The following is a 26,435-nucleotide window of genomic DNA, read 5'->3' as shown; positions in this document are numbered from 1 at the left end:
AGCAAAAGCCCGTCAAGTTTGAATGGTGTTTTTGCTGCAAAGATCTGATGCAAGTTAGTAACGATGGGCAATGCACCGTTTGTTATAGCTACATCGTAATGTGATTTAAGCCAGTCTACGGAGTATTAGAAAATGGCACTAAAAATTGTTACAGATCAAGAGCCAATGCGTGTAGAGACCTTAATTACTTTTATTTATGGTGATCCAGGTATTGGTAAAACGTCTTTAGCTTTCTCGGCTAAGAATCCTATCCTTTTTGACTTTGATAAAGGCGCACATCGTGCAGGCAAATACCGTAAAGACACAGTTCAGGTTAATAACTGGTCTGAGGTTTCATCATTAACTGCAAATGATCTTTTAGGTTATGACACAGTAATTGTAGACACAGCTGGTCGTATGCTTGATGTGATCATTGCTCACCTAGTTAAAGATCAAAAAAACTGCCGTCGTAATTCAAATGAATTATCAATTCAAGGCTACGGCACCCTAAACAGAACATTCACTCACTGGTTTAATCTTTTGCGCAGCTTTGGTAAGGATATAATCCTTCTTGCTCATACTGCCGAAGATAAAAAAGGCGATGACATTATTTTTCGCCCTGACATGGTAGGTGCAAGTAAAAAAGAAGCCTACAAGGTTGCAGATATGATGGGATACATGACAACTCATCAAGGGCAACAAGGAACCCAAAAAGCTATTTATTTTGCACCAAGCACAGCATTTCACGCGAAAGACTCAGGAGCAATTGGAAACCTTATTCTCAATGATTTAGATGTACAACCAGATCAACTTGATTCGATTCTAAATCAGGCCAAGAACCACATTAATAGTCTAAGTGAGTCTCAGGCTAAAGCACAAAAAGAATTGGATGATTGGGATTCAGAAGTGCTTGCTGCCGAATCACTTGAAGACTTTGAAGAGCTTAAAGCCAAACTTCCACAAGGTCATGTATTTGTTCGTCAGATGTGGAACAAAGCTGTTGAGCAAGCTAGACAATATGGATTTGCTTATGACAGGCAAACCAAGACATTTACTAGTGTTCAGCCTCAGGAGCAAACAGCATGATTATTAGGCTATCGACAACTATGCTCGATAGCTACCTTTGGGGCATATCGAATGATGATATGACCTCAGAGGAACTCGCTAAAGAGTTGTTCTTAGGAAAGACGCAGAATATGGCAATGAAGTGCGGCACAGCTTTTCATGCCCTTCTTGAACATGATCTTAATTATGAAGTCACAAAAGAAATGGGGTTTAACTTTTTGTTTAGTGAAGGCCTAGACGGGACTCTAGAACTTGGTGATGTTCGTGAACAAAAGTATGTCACACGGATTTTTGATGATGTTGATTTGGTTGCAAAAATCGATGCTGAGACTAGTTCAAAGCTAATTGACCACAAGCTTACTGCTGCCTTTGATCCAGATAAATATATGGATGCATTCCAGTGGCGTGCATATTTATTAGTTAAGCAATACGACAACTTTAAGTACCAAGTATTTGAACACTCAGGCTTAGATAAAGTTGTGGATGGTTTAACAGAAGTAAAAATTAAGAGCTACCACGAATTACACCAGCACTCATATCAAAACATGGAATCAGATGTTAAGGCTCTTGTTCGTGAAGTAGCTGACTTTGCTAAATATTGGAAACCAAAATTAGGAGTGGCAGCATGACAGATTTGAATAAGGAAAGAGAGGCGTTTGAAAGATTGCCTTTGGCTGAATTAGCAATCAAAAGTGAATTTGTTTATTACAACGAAGAAACAAATTCATATTGGCCTAATGAGGATTTTTGCCCTAGCGATGCTCCTGAAACAATGAACTTTGCTTGGGAAGCATGGCAAGAAAAAAGCCAAAGCTCAGGCGGTGCCAGAGAAAAAGATTTACTTAACCTGTGAGCAATTATATGCAGCAGCAAACTTTGGTGCACCAAACAAAGATCCAGAACTTTTAGAAACTGAATTAACAATTGCTTGGTTTGATGAAGCTCATAGCGGCAGTGGTTACTACGTTTATATAAGTGAGTATCCAGAAGAAGGTGCAATGAAGCTGGAAAGCGAATCGGGAGCTGAGGGATGAGTGAAAAAGCATTTAAAGATTTAAAAATTCGATTTCATATGGCAATTGGTATTGCAAATGCCACTCAGGAAGATTTCTACCCTCTTAGTGAATTCATTGATGAAGATGACTGGAATGCAATGGATGAACTGCAAAAGGAAACATTTATTTCTGATTGCGCTAATGAGTGGAGTCAAAACTATTTAGATTTGGGAGGCTGGGTGGAATGACAGAAGTTAAATTTGTTTCTATGCCTGCGAATGAATTAGCGCAGTTGATGGAGAAAGCTTGTGAAAATGCGGTATCCAAAGTCTTAGCAGCCCAAGGCGATGAGCTGCTTAACATTACGCAATTATGTGAACGTATACCGGGCTTATCCTACCATTCATTTAAGAAGTTAGCCAAAGAGCATAGATTCAAAGATATTAAAGGCCGTTATTCGCTTACGGCTGTGAAAGCCGCGCTGCAATCTCACTAGATGTGGGATTGTAGTAAATCATCGCACGCCGCGGATTACTCCACCCAAACATTTTACACAGATCAAGCAGCGGGATTTTTAAAGCAATTTTAGTTGCTGCAGTATGGCGGCTATCATGGAAAGTAAAACCTTCTAAACCCGCTTCTAACTTAGCATCACGAAATTCATCGGTTGCATCATCGCTAGTTATGCTAAATACATACCCTTGCTTTTTTGGGCCGATGGATTTAAAGATCTCAACCGCTTGGGAGCTTAAAGGCACTTCCCTTGCACGACCATTTTTTGTAAGGTCTAAAATTAAATAGCTTTTACTCAATCTAATTTTTTCCCATTTCAGATTGCAAATTTCTGAAAGTCTCATTCCAGTTTGTAAAGCGATTAAAAAGATATAGCGCATCTCAGTAGATAAGAAAGGTAATAAAATTTCTATTTCTTCATCACTAATTACACGTTCTCGATGCGGTGATTCTGAAGGGAACTTAATTTCACGTAGAGGGTTCACTGATAGCCATCGCTTGACCTCAATGCACCAAGTAAAAAAAGCTGACAGCAAAATAAACTCACGCCTAATCGTGGCACCTTTAACATTTAAAAGCCTTTGCTCACGCCATTCTGTTAAGAAGTCTTTATTAACTTGAATGAGCGGCTGATCTACATACATGGCTTTTAATAAAAAGTTTATTTTTCTTCGTTCTTTTTCATAGCCACGTTTATTAATAGAGACAGTATCACGGTACTCAATTAAGGCATCTTTAAATATAATATGGTCGAAAATCTCTAACTTTTCATTCTTTAATCTTACTTCTGTTTCTTGCGCCCACTTCTTTGCATCGCGCAAAGTATCAAATGTTTTTGATTTAGCCGGATGCGGCTTAATTCTAACAGTAGCTGTCACTCTACCATTGCGTTTTTGAAAGGTCGCCATTATTTAAAATCTTGCTGCACTTTTGTTGCACTTGATTTTAAATTCTATGCAAATTGAATTGCAAGCAAATTAAATATAATTTATAAGTAATTGTTTTTTATAATTATTAAATAAATGAAATTTGATTAAATTAAATAAAAAGCGCTCAATTTAGAGCGCTCTTCATATCTGATTTCTTAAGAAGTTTTAGTCGCATCAATATGTCGATGTTCAGAATGCAAATACTCATCTGACTGCATTTCTAATAAACGTGAACGAGTACGCTCAATTTCAAAAGCCAATTTCTCGCCTTGATAGATATCAATAATACTATCTTGAGAGGTTAAAAGTAGTTTCACTCCACGATCATAAAATTCATCGACTAGATAGATAAAACGACGTGTGCCTTCAGACAAGAAGTCTGTTAAGTGAGGAACATTGCTGACCAAAACCGTATTATAAATATTGGCAATTTCAATAAAGTCTGCTGGACTACGGGGCTTTAAGCAAAGTTCAGAAAACTCACACCATAAAACATCTTCCGTATGCCCTAGGGTTTCAACAACACGGTTATTGATCACAATCGGTTCATGAGAATTTGTTTGAGTATGAGTTAAAGCAGTATAACGCTCTGATATCCAGCTTTGAGCTTCATTACCTAATGGTGATTTAAACAATTGAGCCTGTTTTAAAACACGTAAACGGTAATCCACTCCTGCATCTACATTTAAAACGACACAGTTCTTTTTAACCATTTCAATTGTAGGAATAAAGCGATCACGATGAATCCCGTTTTTATATAAACCGTCTGGTGCAATGTTTGAAGTTGCAATGAGTGTTACACCACGAACAAATAACTTTTGGAATAAGTCACTCAAAATCATTGCATCAGTTACGTTCGAGACAAAAAACTCATCGAAACAAATAACGACAGCATCTTTATAAATTTGATCAGCTACGATATCGAGTGGATTACGTTGGCCAGAAAGTTTATTTAACTCTTTATGAACATGTTGCATAAAGTGATGAAAATGCATACGTGTTTTACGGCGAAATGGTACAGACTCATAAAATTGGTCCATAAGCCAAGTTTTGCCACGTCCTACACCGCCCCACATATATACACCTTTTGGAGATGTTTGGCGGCGGAAACGACGGAAAGCTTTTTTAGAAGCTTTATAACGATTTAAAAGTTCTTTCCATACACGATCTAATTCTTGCACTGCCTGTGCTTGTGCCTCATCTGCCATAAACTGGCCTGAAGCCAATGCCTCAGCATAGCGCTCTGCTGGGGAAGACGGAGTAAATGCAGTACTATGAGAAGATTTTAAATTTAACATATCATTTTATTTCAATTTTAACTGAAGAGAGTATAGCGAACATTTTGTCCGACCACATTAGCTTTTAGCATCAAGAGTTACACTCAGTAAAACTCTTTTCCATATTGCCGAGGACTCTGTCCAAACCATCTTTTAAATGCATGATTAAAAGCGGCAGGTTCAGAATAACCAAGTGCTTCTGCAATAACTTCTATTGAATACTCTTTATATTCCATAAGTTTAAGCGCCTTATTCTTAATAATCTGTTCACGAATTTGTTTATAACTCGTATTAAGCTGCTGCAATTGATGCCTTAATGTCCTTTCAGGCATTTTCAAAGCAAAAGCGGTTTCCGCCATGCTCGGGATAATTCCTTGTTGTAGCTCTAAATAATCTTGCACATATTGAATAATAGGCGGTATTTGATGATCTTGTTCATTTAATCTTTCTATTTCTTTAATACATTTAGCCTCATAGATACGATGAGTAATAATATCTGCTGAAGGAATTTTTATTTCCAGCACATTCTTACTTAGGCTAAATGCTGCATGTGTAGAATTAAAATGTAGATCATCTCCATAATATGCGTAATATTGAGCAACGGTATCTGGATCAGAGGGTTCCGGAAATGGTAAATCTATACGCATATCAGGCATTTTTAAGCCCATCATGGTATAAATATCCTGAATAAACTTATAAGTGCCCGAAATTTCGCATTGGGCACGGAGTAAACCGATTTCTGTTTTTAAATCGACCGGTAAATAGTTCAAAATGATGTGATTTTCAGTTTCTTGTAAGCTCAAAGTACCAAATAAATGAGTAAGCTTTTGATACTGTATGCCTTTTTCTAAGGCTGTTTGTATGTCATGACTGGTCACAAGTAACATGAGTAAAGGACCATAACCTGCCAATGCGTAGTGTTGTCCAATAAATAATCCTTTCTCTGGGTCAACATTCTCACTAATAATTTGCTGTATATCCCATTCCAAACTGTCATGAATTGTTGAGCTTGGGTCCAAGGAATCTACTTTAATACCTATATCTGCCAAACGTGAGTCGACATCAATGCCCGCATTGCGCATTCCTTGAATTAAATAGATTAAACCAAGTGCCGATCGTTTCATTCTTTTATCAATTTCCCTAGACTGAAATGTTTTACTATAAAGAAGTGATAAAATTAATTGCCGAATCTATCAATTTTCACGTCGATACAATCATGTTTAAACTGTTTAAAAAACGTTAGTCTTGCCTGCAATCCTCTTTACCGCATATGCAGGGTTTCCAATGCTAAACGCAAAACAACATGCTATTCAAAAAACTAAAATCGCAATTATTGGTGCTGGATTCGGTGGTCTTGCCATGGCTATTCGTCTGTTACAAAGCCAACAATCAGATTTTTTTATTTTAGAAAAATCTAATGATGTCGGTGGAACTTGGCGTGAAAACCGCTATCCAGGAGCTGCGTGTGATGTTCAATCACATATGTACTCTTTGTCTTTTGCACCTAAAACTGACTGGTCAAAACGTTATGCAGAAGCTCCTGAAATTTTCGATTATATCCAAGATATAACCGATCAATATCAAATTAAAAACTACTGTAAGTTTAACCATGAGGTTACTCATGTACAGTATGATGAAATGCGCCATGTATGGTCACTAGATTTTGCAAACCAACCTTCTCTCGAAGCACAATTTGTAGTTTTTGCATCAGGTCCGCTACATATTCCACAAATCCCTCATATTCAAGGTATTGAAAAGTTCAAGGGTAAAGTTTTTCACTCTTCCCAATGGGAACATGACTACAGTCTAGAAGGTAAATCAGTTGCTTCCATCGGTACTGGTGGTAGTGCAATTCAATATATTCCAGAAATCGCAAAAGACGTTAAGCAATTATATGTATTCCAACGTACAGCAGCTTGGGTTATCCCACGAGATGAGCGTAAATACTCTAATTTGAGCAAAGCTCTATTTAAAAAATCAAACTTCTATCGACAAATTCATCGCAGCCGTCTTTATTGGAGTAATGAATCTCGCGTTGTTCCTATAGTTCAGCCGCAAATCATGAAATATGGGCAAAAATTAGCTGAGGCATTTATACGTTTCCAAGTTAAAGATAAAGATTTAGCCAAGAAACTTACACCAGACTTTGTGATGGGCTGTAAACGCATTCTTATTTCAAATAAATACTTCCCTACATTTAACCGTAAAAATGTTGAATTAGTGACCGAGGGTATTCAAGAAATTAAAGAGAACAGTATTATTACAAAGGATGGAAAAGAAAGACCAATTGACTGTTTAATCTATGGAACTGGTTTTGTTACCGATCCACGTATTTATTTAAAACATTTTACATGTATTGGTCGCAATCAAATAGAATTAAAACAGGCTTGGAAAAACGGTGCAGAAAGTTATTATGGAATTATGACCAAGAATTTTCCTAACCTATTTCAACTGGTCGGGCCAAATACCGTTTTAGGTCATAATTCGATTATATTTATGATTGAGTCACAAGTTAATTATATTTTACAGCTTATTGATCTGGTTGAAAAATCTGGACAGCACGCTATAGAAGTTAAACCGGAAGTTCAGGATTCCTTCAATCAAAGAATACAAACACAACTTCAAGGTACTGTATGGCAAGCTGGCGGATGTAGCAGCTGGTATCAAGCTGCCGATGGAAAGAACTTTTCTTTATGGCCAACTTATACATGGAAATATTGGCTAGACACTCGTAAAGTTAATCCTAAAGATTATTTGTTATTAAATAAATGCTCACAGAGCTATGCAGCATAATATGTTCAATACATAATAGATAGGTTGATAACAATCTATCTATTATTATATGCAGTCCATTAGTCTCATTATTCAAATTTTTCTTGTATTAGCATTTGGTTATTTTCTAGGTCCTAAACTCTCACTAAATATTCGGCATTTTATTTTTAAAATCCTGCCTTATTTTTCTTATATTTTACTAACCAGTGTGGCTTTAGAACTAACACTCGCCCTTGACCAAATTGATAATCCTTCTACTATACTTCCACCTGCTCTATTAATTGCATTAACCACTTCTCTTGGTTCTTTTTTTACTTGCTTATTCGCCTATACAATTTTTGATAAAGAAAGTGTTAAAGGGAAAATTTCACTTCAACTTTTTATGAATGCATTAAAAAATATTGCCAAGGCATTCTTAGCTTTAACAATAGGCGTGGTTTTAGGAATTCTTCTTACCCAATTACACACCCATATTCCCTTTAATAGTTGGTATTTACTATTACTTTTTATTTTTTTAATCGGAATCGAACTTGCTTTTACTCATTTTAATCGCACATGGTTAAGCTGGAAAATTCTTATTGTACCTTTGGCCGCCTTTATAGGCTCGTGCTTAGCTGGGTTTCTCAACTATTCCTTACTTGGTCATGAGTTTACACTTAATGAAATATTAGCTTTGGGCCAAGGCTATGGTTGGTATTCAATGTCAGGTATTTTATTTACACAGCTACATTCAGCTGAGTTAGGTGGGATTGCCTTGCTCACAGATCTATTTAGAGAGATAGTTGCAATTTTACTCATGTATACCATGGGTTGGCGGTTTCCACGTCCAGCAATTTCAAGTGCTGGCGCTACTTCAATGGATGTAACATTAGCAATGGTAAAACAGTCATGTGGCACACATTATGTACCACATGCCATGATGAGCGGCTTACTCTTAAGCCTACTCGCTCCACTTTTAATTACTGTGTTTTTAAACTTTTAAGCAATTGAAGCAAGAATTGATTTCAACATTTCAGTTGGATTTTCTGCTTTAGTAATCGGACGACCAATAACTAAATGTGTAGACCCATCAAGCATTGCCTGTTTCGGAGTTACAATACGTTTTTGGTCATCTGCATTACTACCCTCAGGACGTATTCCCGGAGTAACTAAAGAGAAATCTTGTCCGATTAACTCACGAAGAATTTTAGCTTCTTGAGCAGAACAAACTACACCATCTAAACCACTTTCTTTAGTAAGTTTCGCCAATCTTTTAACTTGTTCTACAGGTTCAATATCTAACCCGATATCTTTTAAATCTTCACGCCCCATAGAAGTTAAAACTGTTACCGCAATTAATTGTGTTTGATAATTACCTGCTTTTAAACGCTCCACACAGGTTTCCATCATTTTACGGCCACCTGATGCATGTACGTTAACCATCCATACACCTAAGTCGGCGGCAGCACATACAGCTTGAGCCGTCGTATTTGGAATATCATGGAATTTTAAATCTAGGAAAACTTCGAAATTTTCTTCTTGAAGTTTTTTTACAACAGATGGGCCTTCATGAGTAAAAAGCTCTTTACCTACTTTTACGCGACATAAAGTAGGATCAAGTTGTTCAACAATTTTTAAAGCGTCATATTGGCTTTTAGCATCCAACGCAACAATGATACTCAAGAGACTTTCTTCCATCACATAAAATCAGCGCTATTATAATAGACAAGTTAGCCAGTAATAAAGAAATCTATTGAACCAAGTTCTTAAATGAGGAAATAGTGATTTTAAACTAGAAGGATAATGAGGAATATAGAAGGGAAAATACTACTCTTTATGACGAGATAAAGAGTAGTAGCAAAAATTATAAAGGAGTAGAGTTTTTATCTTGTGGATAAATATCTACAACAGTTTTTTCATGTCTTACATTTGCAGCTGCTTCTGCTGCAGCCAATTGAGCACTTTGAATTTGTTCTTTTCTCAAATGATCAATATCTTTGCGGAGACGTTTGATTTCCCAGCTTTTTTGGAAAACTCGGAAAACTTGTACACCTAATAAAAGCCCAACCACAATTCCAAGCGCTAAGGTAAGCAACAATAATAAACCTAAACGCATTGCAGGAACTTGAGTAAATAATAAATCAACAGGAAGTTCTGTTGGGTTCTGCAAAACAAGTGCTAAAGAATAGCCAAATACAATAATGAGTAATGCAATTAGAATATAACGCATAGGCACCCCACTTATGAGTTTTATTTATTTTCCAGATTCATTCACTGCATCACGGAGTGCTTTACCTGGTTTAAAATGTGGAACAGCCTTCGCTGCAACATCTACTGACTTACCTGTTTTAGGGTTACGACCAACTCTAGGTTCACGGTGGTGTAATGCAAAGCTACCAAAACCACGGATTTCAATACGATTGTCAGACGAAAGAGCTTCGATCATTTGGTCAATCATAATCTTAACCGCTTCTTCCACCAATGGTTCAGCCAAGTGTGGATTTTTTAGCGCAATGCGTTCAATCAAATCAGACTTATTAAGAGCTTCAGTAGTCATCTACGACCTCGTTATTTATTACTACTCTAAGTCGTTTGATAATAACCTGTTTAAATACAAAACGGTAGCGCAGTATGTTGAATACTACGCTACCGTTTACAGTAATTTGTATAAAAAGTACAATTTCGTTACATGAAACTGTACTTTGTTAACTTATTACTTCATTTGTGCTTTGATCAAGTCACCAATAGTCTTAGGACCATTGTCTTGAGAAGCTGATGCTGTACGCAAGTTAGCAACTGCTTCTTTCTCTTCAGCTTCGTCTTTCGCTTTGATAGACAAGTTGATAGAACGAGATTTACGGTCAACGTTGATGATTTTCGCTTCAACCTCTTGACCAACTTCTAAGAATTTAGTTGCATCTTCAACGCGGTCACGGTTGATTTCAGAAGCTTTAAGAGTAGCTTCTACTTCGTCAGCTAACTTAACAGTTGCACCACGAGCATCAACTGCAGTTACAGTACCTTTAACTAAAGCACCACGTTCGTTAGCAGCTAAGAAATCATTGAACGGATCGCTGTTCAATTGCTTGATACCAAGGCTGATACGGTTACCTTCAGCGTCTACAGACAAGATAACTGCTTCAACAGTGTCACCTTTCTTGTAACGACGGATAGCTTCTTCGCCTTGTTCGTTCCAAGAAATATCAGACAAGTGAACTAGACCGTCAATACCGCCATTTAAACCAATGAAGATACCAAAGTCAGTGATAGACTTGATTGTACCTGAAACTTTTTCGCCTTTCTCATGAGACTTAGCAAACTCTTCCCATGGGTTAGCACGAGTTTGTTTGATACCAAGGCTGATACGACGACGTTCTTCGTCAACTTCAAGAACCATAACATCAACTTCGTCACCGATCTGAACAACTTTAGATGGGTGGATGTTTTTGTTAGTGTGGTCCATTTCAGAAACGTGTACTAAACCTTCAACGCCTTCAGCGATTTCAGCGAAACAACCGTAGTCAGTTAAGTTAGTAACACGTGCTTTAACGATAGAACCTTTAGGGTAACGGCTCATGATCGCTAACCATGGATCTTCGCCTAATTGTTTAAGGCCTAAAGATACGCGGTTACGTTCACGGTCAAACTTAAGTACTTTAACAGTAACTTCTTGACCAACTTCAACAACTTCTGAAGGGTGCTTGATACGCTTCCAAGCCATATCTGTGATATGAAGAAGACCATCAATACCGCCAAGATCAACGAATGCACCGTAATCAGTAAGGTTTTTGATAGTACCTGTAACTGTTTGACCTTCTTCAAGTTGAGCAAGTAATGCTTCACGGTCAGCAGAAGATTCAGCTTCCATAACAGCACGACGAGATACAACAACGTTGTTACGTTTAGCATCAAGCTTGATTACTTTAAACTCTAACTCTTTACCTTCAAGGTGAGTTGTGTCACGGATAGGACGAGTGTCAACTAATGAGCCTGGTAAGAACGCACGAACAGGACCGATGTCAACAGTGAAACCGCCTTTAACTTTACCAGAGATAACACCAGTAACGATTTCGCCATCTTCAAAGATTTTTTCAAGTTTAGTCCAAGTTTCAGCACGTTTAGCTTTTTCACGTGATAAAACTGTTTGACCCATACCGTTGTCAAGAGCTTCAACAACTACGTCAACAGTATCGCCAACCTGAACTTCAAGTTCACGTTGTTCATTTAAAAATTCAGCACGGTCAACAATGCCTTCAGATTTAAGGCCAGTGTCAACAGTAACCCAGTCACTATCGATGTTTACAACAACACCTTGGATGACTGCACCCTTTTCAACGTTGAGGTTTAATTCACTTTCTTCAAAGAGGGCTGCAAAAGATTCGGTCATGATATACCTGATAAAGTCAGCGGTCTTGGATCAGACAAGGCCGGTTTAGTTAAGTATCAACATAGTCTTTATAGACTGATCAAGCTATGCGTCAACTGATAATCTTAGTTGCTAACAGTACGGCTATTGACGTAATCAACCATCAACTTAAATACTTGATCGATCGTTAATTCCGAACTATCAATAATATAAGCGTCTGCGGCTGGCTTGAGAGGAGCTACTTCTCGCTCCATGTCTCTTTTGTCACGCGCTTGTATATTAGCTAAAATGTCGTTTATTTTAGCATCTAGCCCCATACCCTGCAACTGTTTTACTCTTCGCTCAGCACGCGACTCAGCTGAAGCAGTCAAATAAATTTTAGCATTAGCTTCCGGGAAAATTGATGTTGCCATATCTCGGCCATCTGCAACTAATCCCGGAGTTTGTGCAAATGCTCTTTGGCGCTCAAAAAGTGCTTGTCTGAGCTCTGGTATTGCTGCAACTTTAGATGCATATTCTCCAACTCGCTCTGTACGGATAGTTTGGGTTACATCTTCCCCATCGAGGAAAACTAATGTTCCCTCTGCCGAGGTTTCAAACTTAATATTAAGCTGACGAGCATAGTTAACACACTCATCTAAATGGCTATCTAATTTTTCCAATAAATCATGTTTATGTAATGACAACCCTAACAAACGATATAAGGCACCCGAATCAAGTAAATGAAATTGATAATACGCAGCAAGTTTCGCCGCTAATGTTCCTTTACCCGAACCACTCGGACCATCAATAGTAATAATTTGAACTGTCATTGAACTCTCACGAAGAAGCAAATGCTTTAGCTAATCTCGAAAAGCCTAGTGTAATCGCTAGTTTTAGCTGTGCAAGAATTAATTTACTTACAACAGGAGCTTTTGCGGTTAATTCGATACGATACGTAACCAAAGTAATATAAGGAGTAATTTCTGAGAACTCGATTCGACCTAAATGGTGTTTCACTAGAGGATTATCAATCAGTTTATATTCAATACGTTTGTTTTCTTCGAGATGCGTGATTTCTTCTTTAAGTGGTTTAATCACGCCAAACCCCATACGACGAACAGAACCCACTCCATCAGGTCTTTCAGGATCTGCCGAATCTTTAATACGCACAACTTGTAGTGGAGCAAATGCAGTGTTGTAAGCTGCATGTTTAGAAAGCAGGTTAAAGACATCACTAAGAGGAGCATTAAATTCTTTTTGTATAGTAATTACATTACGCATGAAAGTTCCTTATTTAAATAAATCATGTCAATGAAACGGCGTTAGTGTGCCATAACCTCATGACATTTTTTAATCATTTAAGGACGTTTTTTGTTGTTTCTCTTGTTTCTTTTGTTCACGTCTTTGCTTAAAAAAAAGACTTAACTGTTGAGCACATTTTTCATGTAAACATCCATGCTCAAAAGTAAATTTATGGTTGTAATAACCATTTTCTAATAATTGACGTGCACTCACGAGTGAGCCAGCTTTAGGTTCTGTTGTTCCAAATACGACATGTTTAATTCTTGCATGTACTAATGCTCCCACACACATTGTGCACGGCTCAAGCGTAACGTACAAAGTCGCATCTTCAGGTAAACGATAATTTTTCAATGACTCACAAGCCGCACGAATAGCTTGAATTTCTGCATGAGCTGTAGGATCAGATAAACCAATTGGAGCATTAAAACCAGCTCCAATTAACTTATTTTGGCTCACGATTACAGCTCCTACAGGGATTTCCCCCTGCTCGGCTGCTAATTCAGCTTGCTCGTAAGCAAGCTGCATCCAATACTCATCACTAAATTTAGACATTATTGATTATGACACCACACCATATTGTCTAAGTAATGCATTCCAGCTATCAATCGTCGTGATCGGTGGATCATCGGCCAAAATACCTCGTAATGTAAGGTCTTCACATGCTTTCCATTCTGGCGATAAATCTTTATCGACTAAACGAGCACGTACGCCTTCCACAAAGTCAGGATGGCGAATTTTCCATTCAGAGATTTGCGCTTCTAAATCAAAAACTTCATCCCAAGAATGAACTTGTTTACCCCATTGCCATAACAACCAAGTAATTGCTGCCGTACTAGGCGAGCCCTTTTGTAAGTTTTCACTCGCTTGACGCAACCAGTCACTGCTTGCATCTCGCAAACTGACGATCGCTTGATAGTCTCGTTCAAAGCTTGAACCACGGCAAACACTATGTATAACGTCTAACGAATTTTGTAATGGCCCTGCTGCAACCGGTCGATGCAAACTATTTAAAGTATCATCGATTGCACGGAAATCACCTGCCGGATAGTGAGCCCAATTAATATTGAGTACTTTCTGTAGAACATTATCACGTTGTGCTTCACAAATATGCGTCGCCCAACCAATGCTATATGCCCCAGCAGCCGTCATAATAGAACCTGTCAAACCAGTAAATAAACCAATTTGCCCACGGTCAGCAAGGAAACGGCTTGCTCCAACATCAGGGTATAAACCAATATTAATTTCAGGCATAGCCAAACGTGAATATGGTGTAACCAAACGGAAAGGTGCAGCCATAAACAAGCCTAAACCACCACCCATTACATAGCCTTCACCCCAAACAACAACCGGTTTAGCATAGTTATGTAACAATAAATCCAAAGCATATTCTTGCTGGAAAAATTTATTTGCGGTTTCTACTTCCTGATTAATTACCAGCTGACGTAATTTGCGTACATCTCCACCCGCACAAAATGCTTTTGGTGTAGTCGAGTCCAACCAAATTGCTTTTACTTGCTCATCATCACGGAAGTCTTCAAATACTCGTAATAGAGCCGTTACGATTGATTCATCTAAAGCGTGTAATGATTTAGGTCGATTCAAACGTACAATACGCCAACCATTTTTCGCTTCTTCAACTACCAAATCCGGATGATAGCTATTTACATTGGGAGAGTTCATCATGCGTCCAATTGCCAGTCTATGGGCTCAATGCCATGTTGTTTCAAATATTGATTTGTTTTGGAAAACACTTTACATCCAAAGAAACCACCACGATTAGCCGCAAGTGGCGATGGATGTGCAGCAGTTAAAACCAAGTGTTTTTCTCTATTTATACGTTGTCCTTTACGTTGTGCATAAGCACCCCATAAAATAAAAACAATGTGTTCACGTTGTTCATTTAAAACATCAATTACTGCGTCAGTAAACTCTTCCCAACCTTGTTTTTGATGTGATGTGGGTTGCCCTGCTTCTACAGTAAGTACACTGTTTAATAAAAGTACGCCTTGCTCAGCCCATTTGGTTAAATCACCATGACGAGAAACCGGCACACCTAAATCTGTATGTAGTTCATGAAAAATATTACGTAAAGATGGTGGTAATGCAACCCCTCTTTGAACCGAGAAACTTAAGCCATTTGCCTGATTTGGACCATGATATGGATCTTGCCCTAATATAACGACTTTCACATGATCTAACGGCGTAATATTTAAAGCATTAAATATTTGTTTACTTGGTGGATATATGGTTTTTTGAGCCTGTTTTTGTTGAAACAAAAAGTCTCTTAAACTATCCATATAAGGACTCAGTAAAAATGGAGTTAATGATCTTTTCCAGCTTTCTTCTAATTGAACTTTACTGAGTTTATCTTGCTGTTGCTCAGTTAATTGCATTAATGTCATCCTAGATCAATTTTCATTTCTACAAACAAAAGGAAGTTAACTTACACTTCTACTTGTAAGTTAACATGCGGATTATGAAACTTAATCCCTTGTTTTAAATTTTCATACATATTTGGATCAGCCCATTCGGATTGGACTTGTTCTGAAAAAATAATTCCCTCAAGGTTTAACAGCCCCATTTGTTCATTTTGAATATCCTCAAGAAAACTTTGGGCATAACCTGTATCGGTTTCATGAACAATCACTGAATAGACTTCAACATCACCTTCCCCATTTTGGGTAACAGTAGATTGTAATACTTGCTGAGCTAAATAGAAGAAGATTCGAGAAAATTGCTCAGCAGATGGCGAAACTGGTAAAGAGATCCAACGCGCGCTAAAAGTCTTACAAGCATCAATATATTGCGGATCATCTTTTTCCCAGAAACAAATCGCATGATCAAAGCTATCGAAAAGGTCCTTAATTACGCCTTTTAACAGCCCAAAATCATATACCATTTGTCCATGATCTAATTTCGAAGCTTTAAGTAATAACTCGACTTTATAACTATGCCCATGAATAGATCGCTTACAACGATCCGATGTACAGTTACGTACAACGTGTGCATTTTCAAACTTAAATAACTTACGAATTAACATGTGCCAAATCGATCATTCCTTCTAAGAACATTATTATAAAGCAAAAGATAAAAACTTCGCACCACTTTTCAAATAGAAACAATTAGCAAAAAGTATGATAAGAGATGTGAAGAAATTTTGAAGATATTGATTTTTTACTTTAAATACTGCCTATACAGAAGTATGACCTCATCCCTTTTATTAATAAGTTTCAAGTATTACAGACTCAGAAAAAATATCAATAAATTTATTTAGTTAAATGGAGCCATGCTTCTTGAATAAACATATACTTGTTTATCTTTTCTCATTAAAGCACTAGTAAACTGTCGCTTCCTATTATTTAGAACAACTTCAATCTGAGCTTGAAAGAAGCTGGATTTAACATCAATAAGACTATTTACTTGATTTTTCTTTTGACTATCAACCGCTGAAAAAGCATTCAATTGCCACAATTCATCTACATTTTGGAAGAACTTTAAATTTTGTTGGCGTGTTTGCAATTCTTTTTCAATAGCTCCTATATCTAATTTTTCATCCATACTTGCTAAAACCAATGGCGAAGCAGTATTAATATTTAACTTCGAATTTTCTGGTAAAGCAGAAATATATGGAGCAATTAGATCAAATTTTTTTCCATCAAAGCCTCTCACTAGCTTTAACTCTTCAATACGGTGGAATTTAGCATTCGCAGCCATGTAACCTGGATCCAAACCTTCATAATAACTACTTTCTGCCCCCATTGGCCCAGTTGGCTCATCATTTGGATCTTGCCAATCAATCACAGCTTGGCTTAATTCGGCTGGTAATCCCACACGTACCAATAAACGTTCAAACCAACTTTTAGCATCTTCATTTACAATGCCTTCCCCGTTAGTTAGATTATTTAAATTAAATTTACCAGACTCATCAAGCAAACGACCAGATACTGAACCCTCTTCAATAGAAAACGGCGGCATAGGTTGTGCCCATGTCTCTTTTAAATGATCTACTCCACCTGCATTATTTGCATCTTGAATTAATAATTCTGAAAAAAAGGCTTCTGCACTTTTTGCATAAAGCAAAGATTGATTTTGGCGCATTAAGTAGGCTGTATTTTCCATAGTATTATTTTGATGCTTGGCAATAGAAGCCGCTAAAATTGTAGCCAAGGCAACCATAATAAGTATAGTCAGTAAAGCAACACCCTGTTGGTGTTTGTAACTAACGGCCATTATGAATTACCTTCCTGCGAAAGCGATAAGTCACCCTGATTTAAGCTATAAGTCCACTCATAATTTACACCAGCGACTGTAAGTTGGATTTTTATCCCTTTCGGTAATTTTTTTAACTCATTAGGTTTCGTTGGATCAATATTAACCTCGGGCCATTTTGTGACTTCTTGCGGAGTCAAAACCATAATCTGATATTGGTCGACTTGACTTAACAAAGTACTCGATAAAGGTTGCTCTCTGTTCGAAGTATTCAAATTTGTATATTTAAGACGATATAATTTTTTTTGGTCTGCATCATAACGATATTCAATTCGTTCAAATGGTGATAAGCCTTGTTTTAAAGGATCCGTTACGCCTGCTTTGCTAAAACGTAAAATTTGATTATCGATTTCTAAAGCTGGATGAAGTTGACCACCTTGGTTTGCGGATAAAGGGATAATCTGCAAAGTATCACGAAGAATTTGTTGATAAGCATCTTGTAATTCAAATAAATGCACTTCATGTTCGGCATTACGATCACGAACTTTGAGCAAGTAATCGAAAATTTTCCACCCCAATAAAGATAAAACCGCAAAGATAGCGATCGCGACTAACAATTCAACCAAAGTAAATCCTGAGGCGCGAGTTAATCGAGCACTGCTCGATCGTGCTGCAAGGCGAGAATCAATGCTTCGGATGTGAATATATTTATTTTTTATCATTATTTTGCTTTCACTGGATAATTAAAAAAGACCATATGAGTAATGCCATTTTGTACTTTTCCCTTATCCGGATCATACAAACTCACTTGTAAATCAATTTTTTGAACATTCGGGCTAATAGTAGATTGAGCTGACTTATCAATTTGCCAAGTTTCACCTTGGGAAGTTACTTGCTTACTCTGGGTTCCTTGCAACCATTCTTGATTAATCTCCATCATAGCAACTTCATTCATTGCTACAAATTGAGCTTTGGTTCGCAAAATTGCATTTGAAGTGGACTGCGTGTACTGCATTGCCACTTTAGTTAAAGCGACAGCTGCGACTGCAAAGATTGCCAAAGCAACCATAACTTCTAAGAGGGTAAAGCCTTTAGATTTCATTTATTTTACCCAAGTGATCTATTTGTATTTCCGAACCAATCGGTTTTTGTTCTAAATAAAATTGTATTTTAACGGTTTTAGCTTCTCCATTGCCAAACCAGATGAGTTGAGGCGTTTGTCCTCCAATCAAATCTGTATTTTTAGCTTTAGAATAATTCTGGTCATCCAAGGGTTGTACTGAAAAAGAAACATGGGCAGGAAGTTGCCGTGTTTTAAACTCAGTATATTTCTGCCAACGGTTTTTTATATCTTGTACTTGTAAAGTGCTTTGATCGTGATATTCATAAAGTTCATAAGAAAATGGTGAGACATCTGTCTCACCATGAGTTTCTAAAGCCAATACACGTGATTGATCGAGCGATTCTTTATTAATTTTCTGCAAATCGAGTAAAAATAACTCTCTCGCCTGCATTGCCTTTTTTTGGTCGACGCCACCTATATTTAATACAACCAGAGAAGTCATAATTGTCATAATCACAATGACTACCATCACTTCTATGAGGGTAAAGCCTTTTTGTGATTGAAATGGTAGATTCGATTTCATATCGACCTATTAAGCGTACTGCTCAACTGCTTGTTTGGGTAAGGCTAATGCCTGGTCAATGTATGCTACTCGCAAAGTATCTCTTGAACCCAAATAACGTTGATAAAAGCTTGAATTCAGAATTGCAGCAGCTCCATGAGTGAGTGACCAGATTGAAGCCAAGTAATCTCGTGTAGTCATATGACTCTGGATTGACTCTAAATAGTGATCAGTCATACGAATAATAATACGTAAGCGCTGCTTTCTCACTTGGTAAAGTTCATTAAAAAGATGGTGTACACCTTGGGCAGTAATTGAAAGCTTTTCTTCAATTTGGTGAAACAGCACTGTTCTTTCTGGATGGTGCAAGTGATGCAACATAAAGAAAGCTAAATGTTCTGGAAAAGCCTTTTCAGTATCTTGAACCATTTCTAGTAACATGCGCTCATTACGAATAATTAATAGCATGTACAATTCATCTTTACTTTGAAAGTGCTTGTACAAAGTACCTTTTGCCAAATCAAGCTCAGCAGCCAGCACATCAAGTGTCATTCCGGCTTCGCCATTTTCTAACAACAACTGTTCCGCAACTTGAAATATTAATGCTTCTCTTGCTCGGAACTGAGCTTGACGGTCCATCTTCACGCAATTACTCTCTTTATATAGTTTCTATAAGTTAAATCGCTTTAAGTAAATTTTCAAAATTTTGCGAGGTGATTCTTGCAATTTCCTCAACTGGTTTATCATATACCTCACTTAGTGCTTTCGCTACATAAGGTACATATTTTGGTTCATTCGTTTTACCACGATATGGTACTGGAGCCAAATAAGGACTATCTGTTTCAATCAAAAGCCGATCTAAAGGAACTTGCTTGGCTACATCTCGTAGATCTTGAGCATTTTTAAATGAAACAATTCCTGAAAAGGAAATATAGTAACCGCAGTCCAATACAGCTTTTGCTGTTTCCCAGTCCTCAGTAAAACAGTGCAAAATACCATGTGTAGATTGTTCAGCTCGAATAATATCCACCGTATCATGTTTTGCTGAACGTGTATGAACAACTACTGGTTTTTTAACATTTTTAGAGGCTTGAATATGACGAGCAAAACAATCTTTTTGCTCGTTAATAAAGTCAGTGCTGTGGTAATAGTCTAAACCTGTTTCACCTAAAGCCCATACCTTTTCCGATTGAGCCAATTCAGTCAAATACTCAGTCGTTGCTCGAGCCATAGTATCAACATCCTCACACGGATGTACGCCTACCGTATACCCCACATCTTCATGACGCTTTGCGATTTCAGCTAAAGCCATATGATCATCAAGGTCAACTGAAATTGCCATAAACTTAGAAACACCTTCTGCTCGCGCAGCAGCAAGTGCGAGATCTAAATCACCGTTATAAGGCGTTAAATCTAACATTGTTAAATGGCAATGGGTATCAACAAACACTGTTCTTTCCTATCTGCTTACATGGTATAACTTGGGCGATCTAAAGACATACTACCAGCTAAAATCCGCTCAGCTTCAGCTTTATAGTAAATTCCTTTATCACCACTCAATTGAATTGCGAAACCTTGCGGTTTAAATCCACTTTGCTTATGTGAAATCCAAACTACTTTACCAGTTAAAGGAATTTTTTGTGATTGTTCTGGTAACGTAGCTAAAATAAAAATTTCCTGACCCATCTTCACTTTTTGCTTCGATGGTACAAACAAGCCCCCACCTTGTACATATCCCATATAACTTGCTTGTAATGTTGCTCTATCTGGAATATTGACCTGAATAATTCCACCCATTTGTGGTTGCATTAGTTTTCCCCTTAAACGTTCATTAATTTTATAAAAAGTTGATCTATGATGAGTTGTGTTTGTACATTCTGTTCAACCAATCTTTTAGATTGCTGTAATTCCTCATAAAGACTGAATAAACTTTCTAAATTATAGTTTTGCGCCAATTGATCGAACTGTAAATCTATATTTTTCTGTGGTTGATTGAGCTTGACACAAATTAAATCCCCTAACAAGTATTCAAGAAGCATCATAAAATCACTAAAGTTGAGTTCTTTTTGCCATTTAGCCGAATAAAATAAAGGCATATTTTTTTGATTTACAACTTTAGTCCAATCTTCTAAAAAAGACTGTCTTTTAGCAAACCAATCACTAGTCGCAATTTCAACTGCTTGCAAAGGCATATCATTAGAAAGGCCTAGCAATAATTCAGGTGGTACAGATGCTGTTTCCGCTAAATGTTCATTTAGATAAGATGTGGCTTCTGTATATGAAATACGGTCTAAAGCAAAATGCTGTAAGCGACTTCGAATGGTTGCCGGTAATTTCAAATAATGATCGGCCAACAAGATTAAAACGACGCGTTCACCTGGCTCTTCTAAGGTTTTTAGCAGCGCATTTGATGACGCAAGATTTAAAGCTTCAGCTGGCTCAATAACAACAACACGCCATCCCTCACCAGTTTGTTGTACAAATGGCAATAAATCTCGAATTTTTTCTATTTTAATTTTTGCATTCTGTTTTTTATTTTCTTCATCTGTCGTGATATGAACATAGTTTGGATGCGTATCTGATTTTAACCATTGACAGCTACTACATTCACCACAAGCACCTTGAGGTTGTTTATTTAAACAAAGTACCCACGCTAAGAAATGCTTAGCAAAAGCATGTTTACCACAACCTTGTTTACCATAAAATAATAAGCCATGCCCAATATTAGGAAAACGTGTTGTTAACGTTTCCCACATTGTCTGTTGCCACGGATAAACCTTAGAAGTCACATTCTGATTCATTAAATTAACGCTTACTCAAAAGACTCAACAGGCATATTATTTAAACGATCAAGATCTGCTTGAGTGTCAACACCTGGTGGTAAATTCGCTTCTGCTACAGCAATAGCAATACGGTGTCCATTTTCTAAAACACGCAATTGCTCAAGACTCTCGAGCTTTTCAAGTTTACCCATTTCCCATGTAACATATTCTTGTAATAAGCTCACACGATAAGCATATAAACCTAAATGACGAAATGCTTGGCTATGTAAAGTTGGTTCAGCTTGTTTAGCACTATCTCGATCATAAGGAATAGTTGCACGACTAAAATATAATGCTTCATTTTGTTTAGACATGACTACTTTTACGATACTATCACGCTGAAATTCATCCAACGCATGAATAGGCTCACATAATGTAGACATTGAACAGTTTGGCTTATCAACCAAAAGCTTTGCAACTTGCTGAACAAGCTGGGCTGGCAGTAATGGCTCATCGCCTTGTACATTTACAATAATGTCATCAGCATCCCACCCTTTAATACGAGCAACTTCACTTAAACGATCTGTTCCTGATGGATGGTCTGCACTTGTTAAAACAACATCAACGCCCTCTGCACGACATATTTCAGCGATACGTTCATCGTCCGTTGCTACACATAGGTCATCGAAACCCTCAACTTTTTTTGCTTGATCCACCACTCGTAAAATCATAGGACGATCATGAATAAGTAACAATGGCTTACCTGGCAAACGCGAACTTGAGAAGCGTGCTGGAATGACGATATGTTTCATTTTTTCTTCCTAAGATATTTGAATATCAAGCTTTTGCAATTGTTGATTTAAAACCTGATAGCACTCTGTAGACAAAACAGCTTTAACTGGCACGACCCAAATAGGTCGTTTAAATTCTGGATGCTTTTCAAGTAATGGTAACAACTTAACTGCATCTTTTTCAGTTGTAATGATAGGTTGGTCATCATTAAATAGAAGGTCATCAATACTGTAATCATGATGATCACGAAAAGCATGCTCTTGAAATTGTTTCACCCCTAAACCTTTAAGTGTTTGGTAAAAGCGCTGAGGAAAACCAATACCGACTACTGCATGGTAATTATTTTGAATATTGAATGATAATTCAGTTGCCGAAGAAGGATTCAATAAGTAAGGCTGGCCTGCATCAAGATGCATATGCAATGTAGTTGTTGGTGTGAAAGTATGCTCAATTACCGTACTAGTTTTTAAACGTTCCACAGGTTCACGTAAATATCCCTCTGGTAATAACTTTCTATTTCCAAGGCCACGATTTTGATCAAGTACGATCCATTCTATTTGGCGACCTAATGCCCAATGTTGCAACCCATCATCACTAATAATTAAATCTAGTTTAGTCGATGCTAATAATAACTCGATTGCTACTTGTCTATTGGGTCCTACTGCCATAGGTACGCCAGTTGACTGTACAATCAAAGCAGGTTCATCTCCTGCTTCAGCTGCTTGACTGGCCGATGTTACCAACATAGGAAAAGGGCCAGCTCCACCATAGCCTCTACTAATTACCCCTACCTTTACATTATGCTGCTTTAGATAATTGACCAGCTCTATTAATAATGGAGTTTTTCCACTTCCCCCCACCGTAATATTGCCAATTACCATGACCGGCACAGGTGCGGTATAAACTTTTTTAAAGCCTGAACTATAAAGATAACGATTTAGTAAAAACCCAGCACGATACAAGCAAGACAAAGGACGTAAAACAATCAACCAACTTGATTGCTTATTCCATGCATTTTGGATCAGCTGGGCTAAAGACATACTTAATGGTCCTCAAAATTACGCTGATGTAATTGATAATAAGCACCGTGCTTAGCAAGTAATTCTTGATGAGTACCTTGTTCAACAATTTGTCCGCGGTCCATCACAACAATACGATCCGCATTTTCAATGGTTGATAGACGGTGAGCAATCACAATCGTTGTACGATCTTGCATAGCTTCATCAAATGCTTGTTGAATAAAGTGTTCAGATTCATTATCAAGCGCACTTGTCGCCTCATCCAAAATGAGAATTGGGGCATTTTTCAAAATTGCACGAGCAATTGCAATACGTTGACGTTGACCACCCGATAAATTTAGACCTTGAGCACCCAAAACAGTATCGTAGCCATTTGGTAAGTTCATAATAAAGTCGTGGGCATAAGCAGCCTTTGCTGCAGCTATTACGTCTTCATCACTTGCATTATGTAACTGACCATAAGCAATGTTTTCACGTACAGTTCGGTTAAACAAAACAACTTGCTGATTTACCATTGCAATTTGTGTACGCAAACTTGAAAGCTCAATATCACGTATTGGCAAATCATCTAAATAAATTTGACCACTTGAGACTTCTTGGAAACGTACCAACATGTTCACTAAAGAAGTTTTACCAGCACCAGAGCGCCCTACCAATGCAACAGTTTCGCCTGGACGAATATCTAAAGAAAAGTCTTTAATCGCTTGCGTACCGTCAGCATAGTTAAGTACAACATGGTCAAAACGAATTGCACCTTGCAACTGCGGTTTAAGTTCACCACTATTTTGCTCTTCAGGTAAATCTAATAATTCAAAAACTGAGTGTGCAGCTGCTAAACCCCGCTGTAACTTTTCATTCACATCTGTCAAGTTTTTAACAGGCTTTGAAAGTAACCCTGCTGCCGTAATATATGCAACAAACTCACCAGCAGTTGTATTCCCTAAAATTTGTGGTCTTAATGCTAACCATACAATTAGAGCCATTGCACAAGCCATTACCACTTGAACAACAGGACTATTTAGGTTTTGCACAATCACCATTTTTAAACCACGTTTTAAGTTTTCTTCCGATGACTTATAGAAACGCTCTTGTTCTGACTCTTCACCAGCGAAACTTTTAACAACTGCATTACCATTAATACTTTCTTGCACTACATGGTTAACATCACCCATAGTGTCCTGAACTTGCATCGAAAGCTTGCGCATTCTTTTTGAAGCTTTACGCACCAAAATCCCAATTATAGGTAAGAACACCATAATACAAATTGTTAAACGCCAATTGGTATAGAACAAATAACCTAACAACCCCAACGTAATCATGCCATCTCGAACAATGGTTTTTAATGATTCAGATGAAGCAGCTGTAAGTTGCTCGACGTTATACATAATTTTGGCAGTAATATGACCCGAAGAGTTATCGAGATAATATTGAGCCGGCAGTCTTAGAAGTTTTGCATAAACTTCTTGGCGAATACTAAAAACCAAACTACGCGAGATCACAGCCGTATAGTACCCCCCCATAAATAGGCCAAGGCCACGGAAGAATACCAATAAAATGATTAATAAAGGGAACCAATCCAGATCCGCTCTACTCGCATTTTGAATTGCATCAATAATAAATTTAATGAGCTTAGCAACAGAAACCTCCGTTGCTGAGTTCATACCGAACCCGATAAGAACTAATAAGGCCACGCCCCAATAAGGTTTTAAATAGGATATGAGACGCAAATAAACCTTAAAATCTTGATTCACTCAGAAAAACCTCTAGAAGGAACTTTGGTACTAATATTGATGTTAACAAAACCGAGTTGTCCTGCTACATCCATAACACGAATAACATCCTGGTGGGACGCTTTTGCATCAGCAGCAATGATAAACATAAAGTCACGTCGCTCTTGAGCAATTTGCTTAATTGCAGTGCTCAAATCAGCCACATCTTTGGTAGATAGCGCCTGACCATTCACGGCGTAATGTCCGCTAGAGTCTACCACGACTTCAATTTTATGATCGTACTGTTTTGGTGGAACACCTTGTGCATCTGGTAAAGTTAAATTGATGCGACTTGGCTGATTAAAAGTGGTAGATAACAATAAAAACACTAGAATGAACAATAAACAGTCAATCATAGGTGTTAGATTGATATGAATGTCTTCAACCTGAGAACGTTTAAACTTCATATTGTGATCTACCCATCAACCAACGCGGCGATGTTCTTGCATGACTGAAGAACGTTTGTAAAAAAATGAGGCATGAAATAGCGTCGATTGTTGCTCTAACTCAGCAATATAATCTTGCACTACTCTTTGAAAATATCGATAGGAAATAAGTGCAGGAATTGCAATGAGCATACCAACTGCTGTTGTGATCAAAGCCTTGGAAATACCGGGAATCATTAAACTAGGACTACCTGCCGAACCAAAATCAATAACCAAAAAAGACTCAATAATTCCCACAACTGTTCCAAGCAGCCCTAGTAGAGGCGCTATAGCACTTAAGGTCCCTAAGAAGTTAATATTTTTTTCTAAATAAGAAATTTCTTGAGAAGCCATGGCTTCCATTTGTGCTCGAGCAAATTGTTCGCCATGTTCCTGATGCTCAAAACCAGCTTTTAGAATATTGCCCAATGCCGTGCTTTGCGCATTAGTATCCTGCTCCAAATTTGTTATGACAACAGAAATATCTGCACTACCATCATTCATTAACACTTTAGGTAAAACTTGTGAACGTCTTAAACGTACAAAACGCTCAATACTAATTGCGACGGTTAAAATTGAACACAAAATTAAAGGCAGCATTAACCAGCCGCCCGCTTTCACAAGTTCCCACATATTTTCTTCCCCAAGAATATAAATTAGAAATATATGACCTAA

General features: G+C 37.6%; 32 protein-coding genes and 1 pseudogene. 7 read left to right on the top strand and 26 right to left on the bottom strand.

Annotated elements, in window-relative coordinates:
• Nucleotides 1–132 precede the first annotated feature (132 nt).
• The 5 genes and pseudogenes from EGT34_RS20270 to EGT34_RS20250 all read left to right on the top strand — a co-directional run bounded on the left by EGT34_RS20270 (nt 133) and on the right by EGT34_RS20250 (nt 2,535).
• A complete protein-coding gene (locus EGT34_RS20270) occupies nt 133–1,065 on the top strand; it encodes an ATP-binding protein (RefSeq protein ID WP_125305491.1) in 933 nt (310 codons plus the stop codon).
• The gene (locus EGT34_RS20265) at nt 1,062–1,673 is read left to right on the top strand and encodes a hypothetical protein (protein ID WP_006581905.1); all 612 of its coding nucleotides are present in this window, start codon (nt 1,062–1,064) and stop codon (nt 1,671–1,673) included. The genes EGT34_RS20270 and EGT34_RS20265 overlap by 4 nt, the downstream gene beginning before the upstream one ends.
• Nucleotides 1,670–2,078: pseudogene (locus EGT34_RS21355) on the top strand (hypothetical protein). The gene EGT34_RS20265 and the pseudogene EGT34_RS21355 overlap by 4 nt, the downstream one beginning before the upstream one ends.
• A complete protein-coding gene (locus EGT34_RS20255) occupies nt 2,075–2,287 on the top strand; it encodes a DUF7167 family protein (RefSeq protein ID WP_031975002.1) in 213 nt (70 codons plus the stop codon). Before EGT34_RS21355 ends, EGT34_RS20255 begins: the two are co-directional and overlap by 4 nt.
• Nucleotides 2,284–2,535 carry a hypothetical protein gene (locus EGT34_RS20250; RefSeq protein WP_017724775.1) on the top strand — a complete coding sequence of 84 codons (252 nt, stop codon included), beginning with the start codon at nt 2,284–2,286 and terminating at the stop codon, nt 2,533–2,535. The genes EGT34_RS20255 and EGT34_RS20250 overlap by 4 nt, the downstream gene beginning before the upstream one ends.
• On the opposite strand, the gene EGT34_RS20245 is transcribed toward EGT34_RS20250, so the two are convergent.
• From EGT34_RS20245 to EGT34_RS20235, 3 genes are all read right to left on the bottom strand, one after another.
• Nucleotides 2,501–3,460 (bottom strand): tyrosine-type recombinase/integrase, encoded by a 960-nt coding sequence (locus tag EGT34_RS20245; protein ID WP_000190203.1) that lies wholly within the window; start codon nt 3,458–3,460, stop codon nt 2,501–2,503. The two genes, EGT34_RS20250 and EGT34_RS20245, sit on opposite strands and share 35 nt — an antisense overlap.
• Nucleotides 3,461–3,636: 176 nt before the next feature.
• Nucleotides 3,637–4,779, bottom strand: a complete 1,143-nt coding sequence (zapE, locus tag EGT34_RS20240; protein WP_000933387.1) for a cell division protein ZapE — start codon at nt 4,777–4,779, stop codon at nt 3,637–3,639.
• 83 nt (nt 4,780–4,862) lie between these two features.
• Nucleotides 4,863–5,882 (bottom strand): helix-turn-helix domain-containing protein, encoded by a 1,020-nt coding sequence (locus tag EGT34_RS20235; protein WP_000830352.1) that lies wholly within the window; start codon nt 5,880–5,882, stop codon nt 4,863–4,865.
• A gap of 121 nt (nt 5,883–6,003) precedes the next feature.
• On the opposite strand from EGT34_RS20235, the gene EGT34_RS20230 reads away from it, so the two are divergent.
• Together EGT34_RS20230 and EGT34_RS20225 are read left to right on the top strand one after the other, a co-directional pair.
• The gene (locus tag EGT34_RS20230) at nt 6,004–7,551 is read left to right on the top strand and encodes a flavin-containing monooxygenase (protein ID WP_086241959.1); all 1,548 of its coding nucleotides are present in this window, start codon (nt 6,004–6,006) and stop codon (nt 7,549–7,551) included.
• 49 nt (nt 7,552–7,600) lie between these two features.
• Complete coding sequence (locus EGT34_RS20225) at nt 7,601–8,512, top strand: lysine exporter LysO family protein (protein WP_001190749.1); 912 nt, start codon at nt 7,601–7,603, stop codon at nt 8,510–8,512.
• Here the strand turns inward: EGT34_RS20225 and pyrF are convergent.
• The 23 genes from pyrF to EGT34_RS20110 all read right to left on the bottom strand — a co-directional run bounded on the left by pyrF (nt 8,509) and on the right by EGT34_RS20110 (nt 26,393).
• Nucleotides 8,509–9,207, bottom strand: coding sequence for an orotidine-5'-phosphate decarboxylase (pyrF, locus tag EGT34_RS20220; RefSeq protein ID WP_000392928.1), 699 nt, complete (start codon nt 9,205–9,207; stop codon nt 8,509–8,511). The two genes, EGT34_RS20225 and pyrF, sit on opposite strands and share 4 nt — an antisense overlap.
• Before the next feature lie 166 nt (nt 9,208–9,373).
• On the bottom strand, nt 9,374–9,739 hold the full coding sequence (locus EGT34_RS20215) for a lipopolysaccharide assembly protein LapA domain-containing protein (RefSeq protein ID WP_001269278.1): 366 nt from the start codon (nt 9,737–9,739) through the stop codon (nt 9,374–9,376).
• A 24-nt stretch (nt 9,740–9,763) separates the two neighbouring features.
• Nucleotides 9,764–10,066, bottom strand: a complete 303-nt coding sequence (locus EGT34_RS20210) for an integration host factor subunit beta (RefSeq protein ID WP_000205997.1) — start codon at nt 10,064–10,066, stop codon at nt 9,764–9,766.
• 156 nt (nt 10,067–10,222) lie between these two features.
• Nucleotides 10,223–11,896, bottom strand: a complete 1,674-nt coding sequence (gene rpsA, locus EGT34_RS20205) for a 30S ribosomal protein S1 (RefSeq protein ID WP_000140309.1) — start codon at nt 11,894–11,896, stop codon at nt 10,223–10,225.
• A gap of 104 nt (nt 11,897–12,000) precedes the next feature.
• Nucleotides 12,001–12,687 (bottom strand): (d)CMP kinase, encoded by a 687-nt coding sequence (gene cmk / locus EGT34_RS20200; protein WP_000218018.1) that lies wholly within the window; start codon nt 12,685–12,687, stop codon nt 12,001–12,003.
• A gap of 7 nt (nt 12,688–12,694) precedes the next feature.
• A complete protein-coding gene (locus EGT34_RS20195) occupies nt 12,695–13,138 on the bottom strand; it encodes an SRPBCC family protein (protein ID WP_001246674.1) in 444 nt (147 codons plus the stop codon).
• A gap of 69 nt (nt 13,139–13,207) precedes the next feature.
• Nucleotides 13,208–13,711 (bottom strand): tRNA adenosine(34) deaminase TadA, encoded by a 504-nt coding sequence (gene tadA / locus EGT34_RS20190; RefSeq protein ID WP_000033177.1) that lies wholly within the window; start codon nt 13,709–13,711, stop codon nt 13,208–13,210.
• A gap of 6 nt (nt 13,712–13,717) precedes the next feature.
• Nucleotides 13,718–14,842 (bottom strand): enoyl-CoA hydratase/isomerase family protein, encoded by a 1,125-nt coding sequence (locus tag EGT34_RS20185; RefSeq protein ID WP_086241960.1) that lies wholly within the window; start codon nt 14,840–14,842, stop codon nt 13,718–13,720.
• A complete protein-coding gene (ung, locus tag EGT34_RS20180) occupies nt 14,839–15,552 on the bottom strand; it encodes a uracil-DNA glycosylase (RefSeq protein WP_001177528.1) in 714 nt (237 codons plus the stop codon). The genes EGT34_RS20185 and ung overlap by 4 nt, the downstream gene beginning before the upstream one ends.
• 50 nt (nt 15,553–15,602) lie before the next feature.
• Complete coding sequence (locus EGT34_RS20175; RefSeq protein ID WP_000908453.1) at nt 15,603–16,199, bottom strand: 6-pyruvoyl trahydropterin synthase family protein; 597 nt, start codon at nt 16,197–16,199, stop codon at nt 15,603–15,605.
• A 230-nt stretch (nt 16,200–16,429) separates the two neighbouring features.
• Nucleotides 16,430–17,389, bottom strand: coding sequence for a type II secretion system minor pseudopilin GspK (gene gspK, locus EGT34_RS20170; RefSeq protein WP_000301471.1), 960 nt, complete (start codon nt 17,387–17,389; stop codon nt 16,430–16,432).
• Nucleotides 17,389–18,090, bottom strand: a complete 702-nt coding sequence (gene gspJ, locus EGT34_RS20165) for a type II secretion system minor pseudopilin GspJ (RefSeq protein WP_000594590.1) — start codon at nt 18,088–18,090, stop codon at nt 17,389–17,391. Before gspJ ends, gspK begins: the two co-directional genes overlap by 1 nt.
• The gene (gene gspI, locus EGT34_RS20160; RefSeq protein ID WP_000836911.1) at nt 18,090–18,470 is read right to left on the bottom strand and encodes a type II secretion system minor pseudopilin GspI; all 381 of its coding nucleotides are present in this window, start codon (nt 18,468–18,470) and stop codon (nt 18,090–18,092) included. The genes gspJ and gspI overlap by 1 nt, the downstream gene beginning before the upstream one ends.
• The gene (locus tag EGT34_RS20155) at nt 18,460–19,014 is read right to left on the bottom strand and encodes a type II secretion system protein (RefSeq protein WP_000841373.1); all 555 of its coding nucleotides are present in this window, start codon (nt 19,012–19,014) and stop codon (nt 18,460–18,462) included. The genes gspI and EGT34_RS20155 overlap by 11 nt, the downstream gene beginning before the upstream one ends.
• 9 nt (nt 19,015–19,023) lie before the next feature.
• Complete coding sequence (locus tag EGT34_RS20150) at nt 19,024–19,632, bottom strand: TetR/AcrR family transcriptional regulator (RefSeq protein WP_000375838.1); 609 nt, start codon at nt 19,630–19,632, stop codon at nt 19,024–19,026.
• Nucleotides 19,633–19,669: 37 nt separating this feature from the next.
• The gene (locus tag EGT34_RS20145; protein WP_000497301.1) at nt 19,670–20,443 is read right to left on the bottom strand and encodes a TatD family hydrolase; all 774 of its coding nucleotides are present in this window, start codon (nt 20,441–20,443) and stop codon (nt 19,670–19,672) included.
• 17 nt (nt 20,444–20,460) lie between these two features.
• The gene (locus tag EGT34_RS20140) at nt 20,461–20,802 is read right to left on the bottom strand and encodes a PilZ domain-containing protein (protein WP_001183024.1); all 342 of its coding nucleotides are present in this window, start codon (nt 20,800–20,802) and stop codon (nt 20,461–20,463) included.
• Nucleotides 20,803–20,813: 11 nt separating this feature from the next.
• Nucleotides 20,814–21,794 carry a DNA polymerase III subunit delta' gene (locus tag EGT34_RS20135; protein WP_001075416.1) on the bottom strand — a complete coding sequence of 327 codons (981 nt, stop codon included), beginning with the start codon at nt 21,792–21,794 and terminating at the stop codon, nt 20,814–20,816.
• An 11-nt stretch (nt 21,795–21,805) separates the two neighbouring features.
• Nucleotides 21,806–22,567 carry a 3-deoxy-manno-octulosonate cytidylyltransferase gene (gene kdsB / locus EGT34_RS20130; protein ID WP_000680697.1) on the bottom strand — a complete coding sequence of 254 codons (762 nt, stop codon included), beginning with the start codon at nt 22,565–22,567 and terminating at the stop codon, nt 21,806–21,808.
• 9 nt (nt 22,568–22,576) lie between these two features.
• Nucleotides 22,577–23,587, bottom strand: coding sequence for a tetraacyldisaccharide 4'-kinase (gene lpxK / locus EGT34_RS20125; protein WP_000050466.1), 1,011 nt, complete (start codon nt 23,585–23,587; stop codon nt 22,577–22,579).
• A gap of 2 nt (nt 23,588–23,589) precedes the next feature.
• Nucleotides 23,590–25,317 (bottom strand): lipid A export permease/ATP-binding protein MsbA, encoded by a 1,728-nt coding sequence (msbA, locus tag EGT34_RS20120; protein WP_001070723.1) that lies wholly within the window; start codon nt 25,315–25,317, stop codon nt 23,590–23,592.
• Nucleotides 25,314–25,742, bottom strand: coding sequence for an ExbD/TolR family protein (locus EGT34_RS20115; protein WP_000669684.1), 429 nt, complete (start codon nt 25,740–25,742; stop codon nt 25,314–25,316). Before EGT34_RS20115 ends, msbA begins: the two co-directional genes overlap by 4 nt.
• Nucleotides 25,743–25,757: 15 nt before the next feature.
• Nucleotides 25,758–26,393, bottom strand: coding sequence for a MotA/TolQ/ExbB proton channel family protein (locus EGT34_RS20110; RefSeq protein ID WP_024437313.1), 636 nt, complete (start codon nt 26,391–26,393; stop codon nt 25,758–25,760).
• Between the last annotated feature and the right edge of the window lie 42 nt (nt 26,394–26,435).

The organism is Acinetobacter sp. FDAARGOS_558, from assembly GCF_003937785.1.
In the GTDB taxonomy this organism is placed as follows: domain Bacteria; phylum Pseudomonadota; class Gammaproteobacteria; order Pseudomonadales; family Moraxellaceae; genus Acinetobacter; species Acinetobacter baumannii.
Note: the sequence above shows the minus strand (reverse complement) of the source record. Positions and strands in the feature narration are given on the sequence as shown.

Coding starts and splice junctions, on each gene's coding strand:
- EGT34_RS20250 (WP_017724775.1), top strand. CDS start 2,284: ATGACAGAAGTTAAATTTGTTTCTATGCCTGCGAATGAATTAGCGCAG.
- EGT34_RS20110 (WP_024437313.1), bottom strand. CDS start 26,393: ATGTGGGAACTTGTGAAAGCGGGCGGCTGGTTAATGCTGCCTTTAATT.
- EGT34_RS20225 (WP_001190749.1), top strand. CDS start 7,601: ATGCAGTCCATTAGTCTCATTATTCAAATTTTTCTTGTATTAGCATTT.
- EGT34_RS20210 (WP_000205997.1), bottom strand. CDS start 10,066: ATGACTACTGAAGCTCTTAATAAGTCTGATTTGATTGAACGCATTGCG.
- lpxK (WP_000050466.1), bottom strand. CDS start 23,587: ATGTCTTTAGCCCAGCTGATCCAAAATGCATGGAATAAGCAATCAAGT.
- EGT34_RS20255 (WP_031975002.1), top strand. CDS start 2,075: ATGAGTGAAAAAGCATTTAAAGATTTAAAAATTCGATTTCATATGGCA.
- EGT34_RS20195 (WP_001246674.1), bottom strand. CDS start 13,138: ATGCGTAATGTAATTACTATACAAAAAGAATTTAATGCTCCTCTTAGT.
- EGT34_RS20245 (WP_000190203.1), bottom strand. CDS start 3,460: ATGGCGACCTTTCAAAAACGCAATGGTAGAGTGACAGCTACTGTTAGA.
- ung (WP_001177528.1), bottom strand. CDS start 15,552: ATGCAATTAACTGAGCAACAGCAAGATAAACTCAGTAAAGTTCAATTA.
- gspI (WP_000836911.1), bottom strand. CDS start 18,470: ATGAAATCTAAAGGCTTTACCCTCTTAGAAGTTATGGTTGCTTTGGCA.
- pyrF (WP_000392928.1), bottom strand. CDS start 9,207: ATGGAAGAAAGTCTCTTGAGTATCATTGTTGCGTTGGATGCTAAAAGC.
- rpsA (WP_000140309.1), bottom strand. CDS start 11,896: ATGACCGAATCTTTTGCAGCCCTCTTTGAAGAAAGTGAATTAAACCTC.
- EGT34_RS20265 (WP_006581905.1), top strand. CDS start 1,062: ATGATTATTAGGCTATCGACAACTATGCTCGATAGCTACCTTTGGGGC.
- EGT34_RS20270 (WP_125305491.1), top strand. CDS start 133: ATGGCACTAAAAATTGTTACAGATCAAGAGCCAATGCGTGTAGAGACC.
- EGT34_RS20140 (WP_001183024.1), bottom strand. CDS start 20,802: ATGCAACCACAAATGGGTGGAATTATTCAGGTCAATATTCCAGATAGA.
- EGT34_RS20215 (WP_001269278.1), bottom strand. CDS start 9,739: ATGCGTTATATTCTAATTGCATTACTCATTATTGTATTTGGCTATTCT.
- EGT34_RS20185 (WP_086241960.1), bottom strand. CDS start 14,842: ATGATGAACTCTCCCAATGTAAATAGCTATCATCCGGATTTGGTAGTT.
- EGT34_RS20235 (WP_000830352.1), bottom strand. CDS start 5,882: ATGAAACGATCGGCACTTGGTTTAATCTATTTAATTCAAGGAATGCGC.
- kdsB (WP_000680697.1), bottom strand. CDS start 22,567: ATGAAACATATCGTCATTCCAGCACGCTTCTCAAGTTCGCGTTTGCCA.
- EGT34_RS20135 (WP_001075416.1), bottom strand. CDS start 21,794: ATGAATCAGAATGTGACTTCTAAGGTTTATCCGTGGCAACAGACAATG.
- EGT34_RS20155 (WP_000841373.1), bottom strand. CDS start 19,014: ATGAAATCGAATCTACCATTTCAATCACAAAAAGGCTTTACCCTCATA.
- EGT34_RS20115 (WP_000669684.1), bottom strand. CDS start 25,742: ATGAAGTTTAAACGTTCTCAGGTTGAAGACATTCATATCAATCTAACA.
- zapE (WP_000933387.1), bottom strand. CDS start 4,779: ATGTTAAATTTAAAATCTTCTCATAGTACTGCATTTACTCCGTCTTCC.
- tadA (WP_000033177.1), bottom strand. CDS start 13,711: ATGTCTAAATTTAGTGATGAGTATTGGATGCAGCTTGCTTACGAGCAA.
- cmk (WP_000218018.1), bottom strand. CDS start 12,687: ATGACAGTTCAAATTATTACTATTGATGGTCCGAGTGGTTCGGGTAAA.
- EGT34_RS20150 (WP_000375838.1), bottom strand. CDS start 19,632: ATGGACCGTCAAGCTCAGTTCCGAGCAAGAGAAGCATTAATATTTCAA.
- gspJ (WP_000594590.1), bottom strand. CDS start 18,090: ATGATAAAAAATAAATATATTCACATCCGAAGCATTGATTCTCGCCTT.
- EGT34_RS20175 (WP_000908453.1), bottom strand. CDS start 16,199: ATGTTAATTCGTAAGTTATTTAAGTTTGAAAATGCACACGTTGTACGT.
- gspK (WP_000301471.1), bottom strand. CDS start 17,389: ATGGCCGTTAGTTACAAACACCAACAGGGTGTTGCTTTACTGACTATA.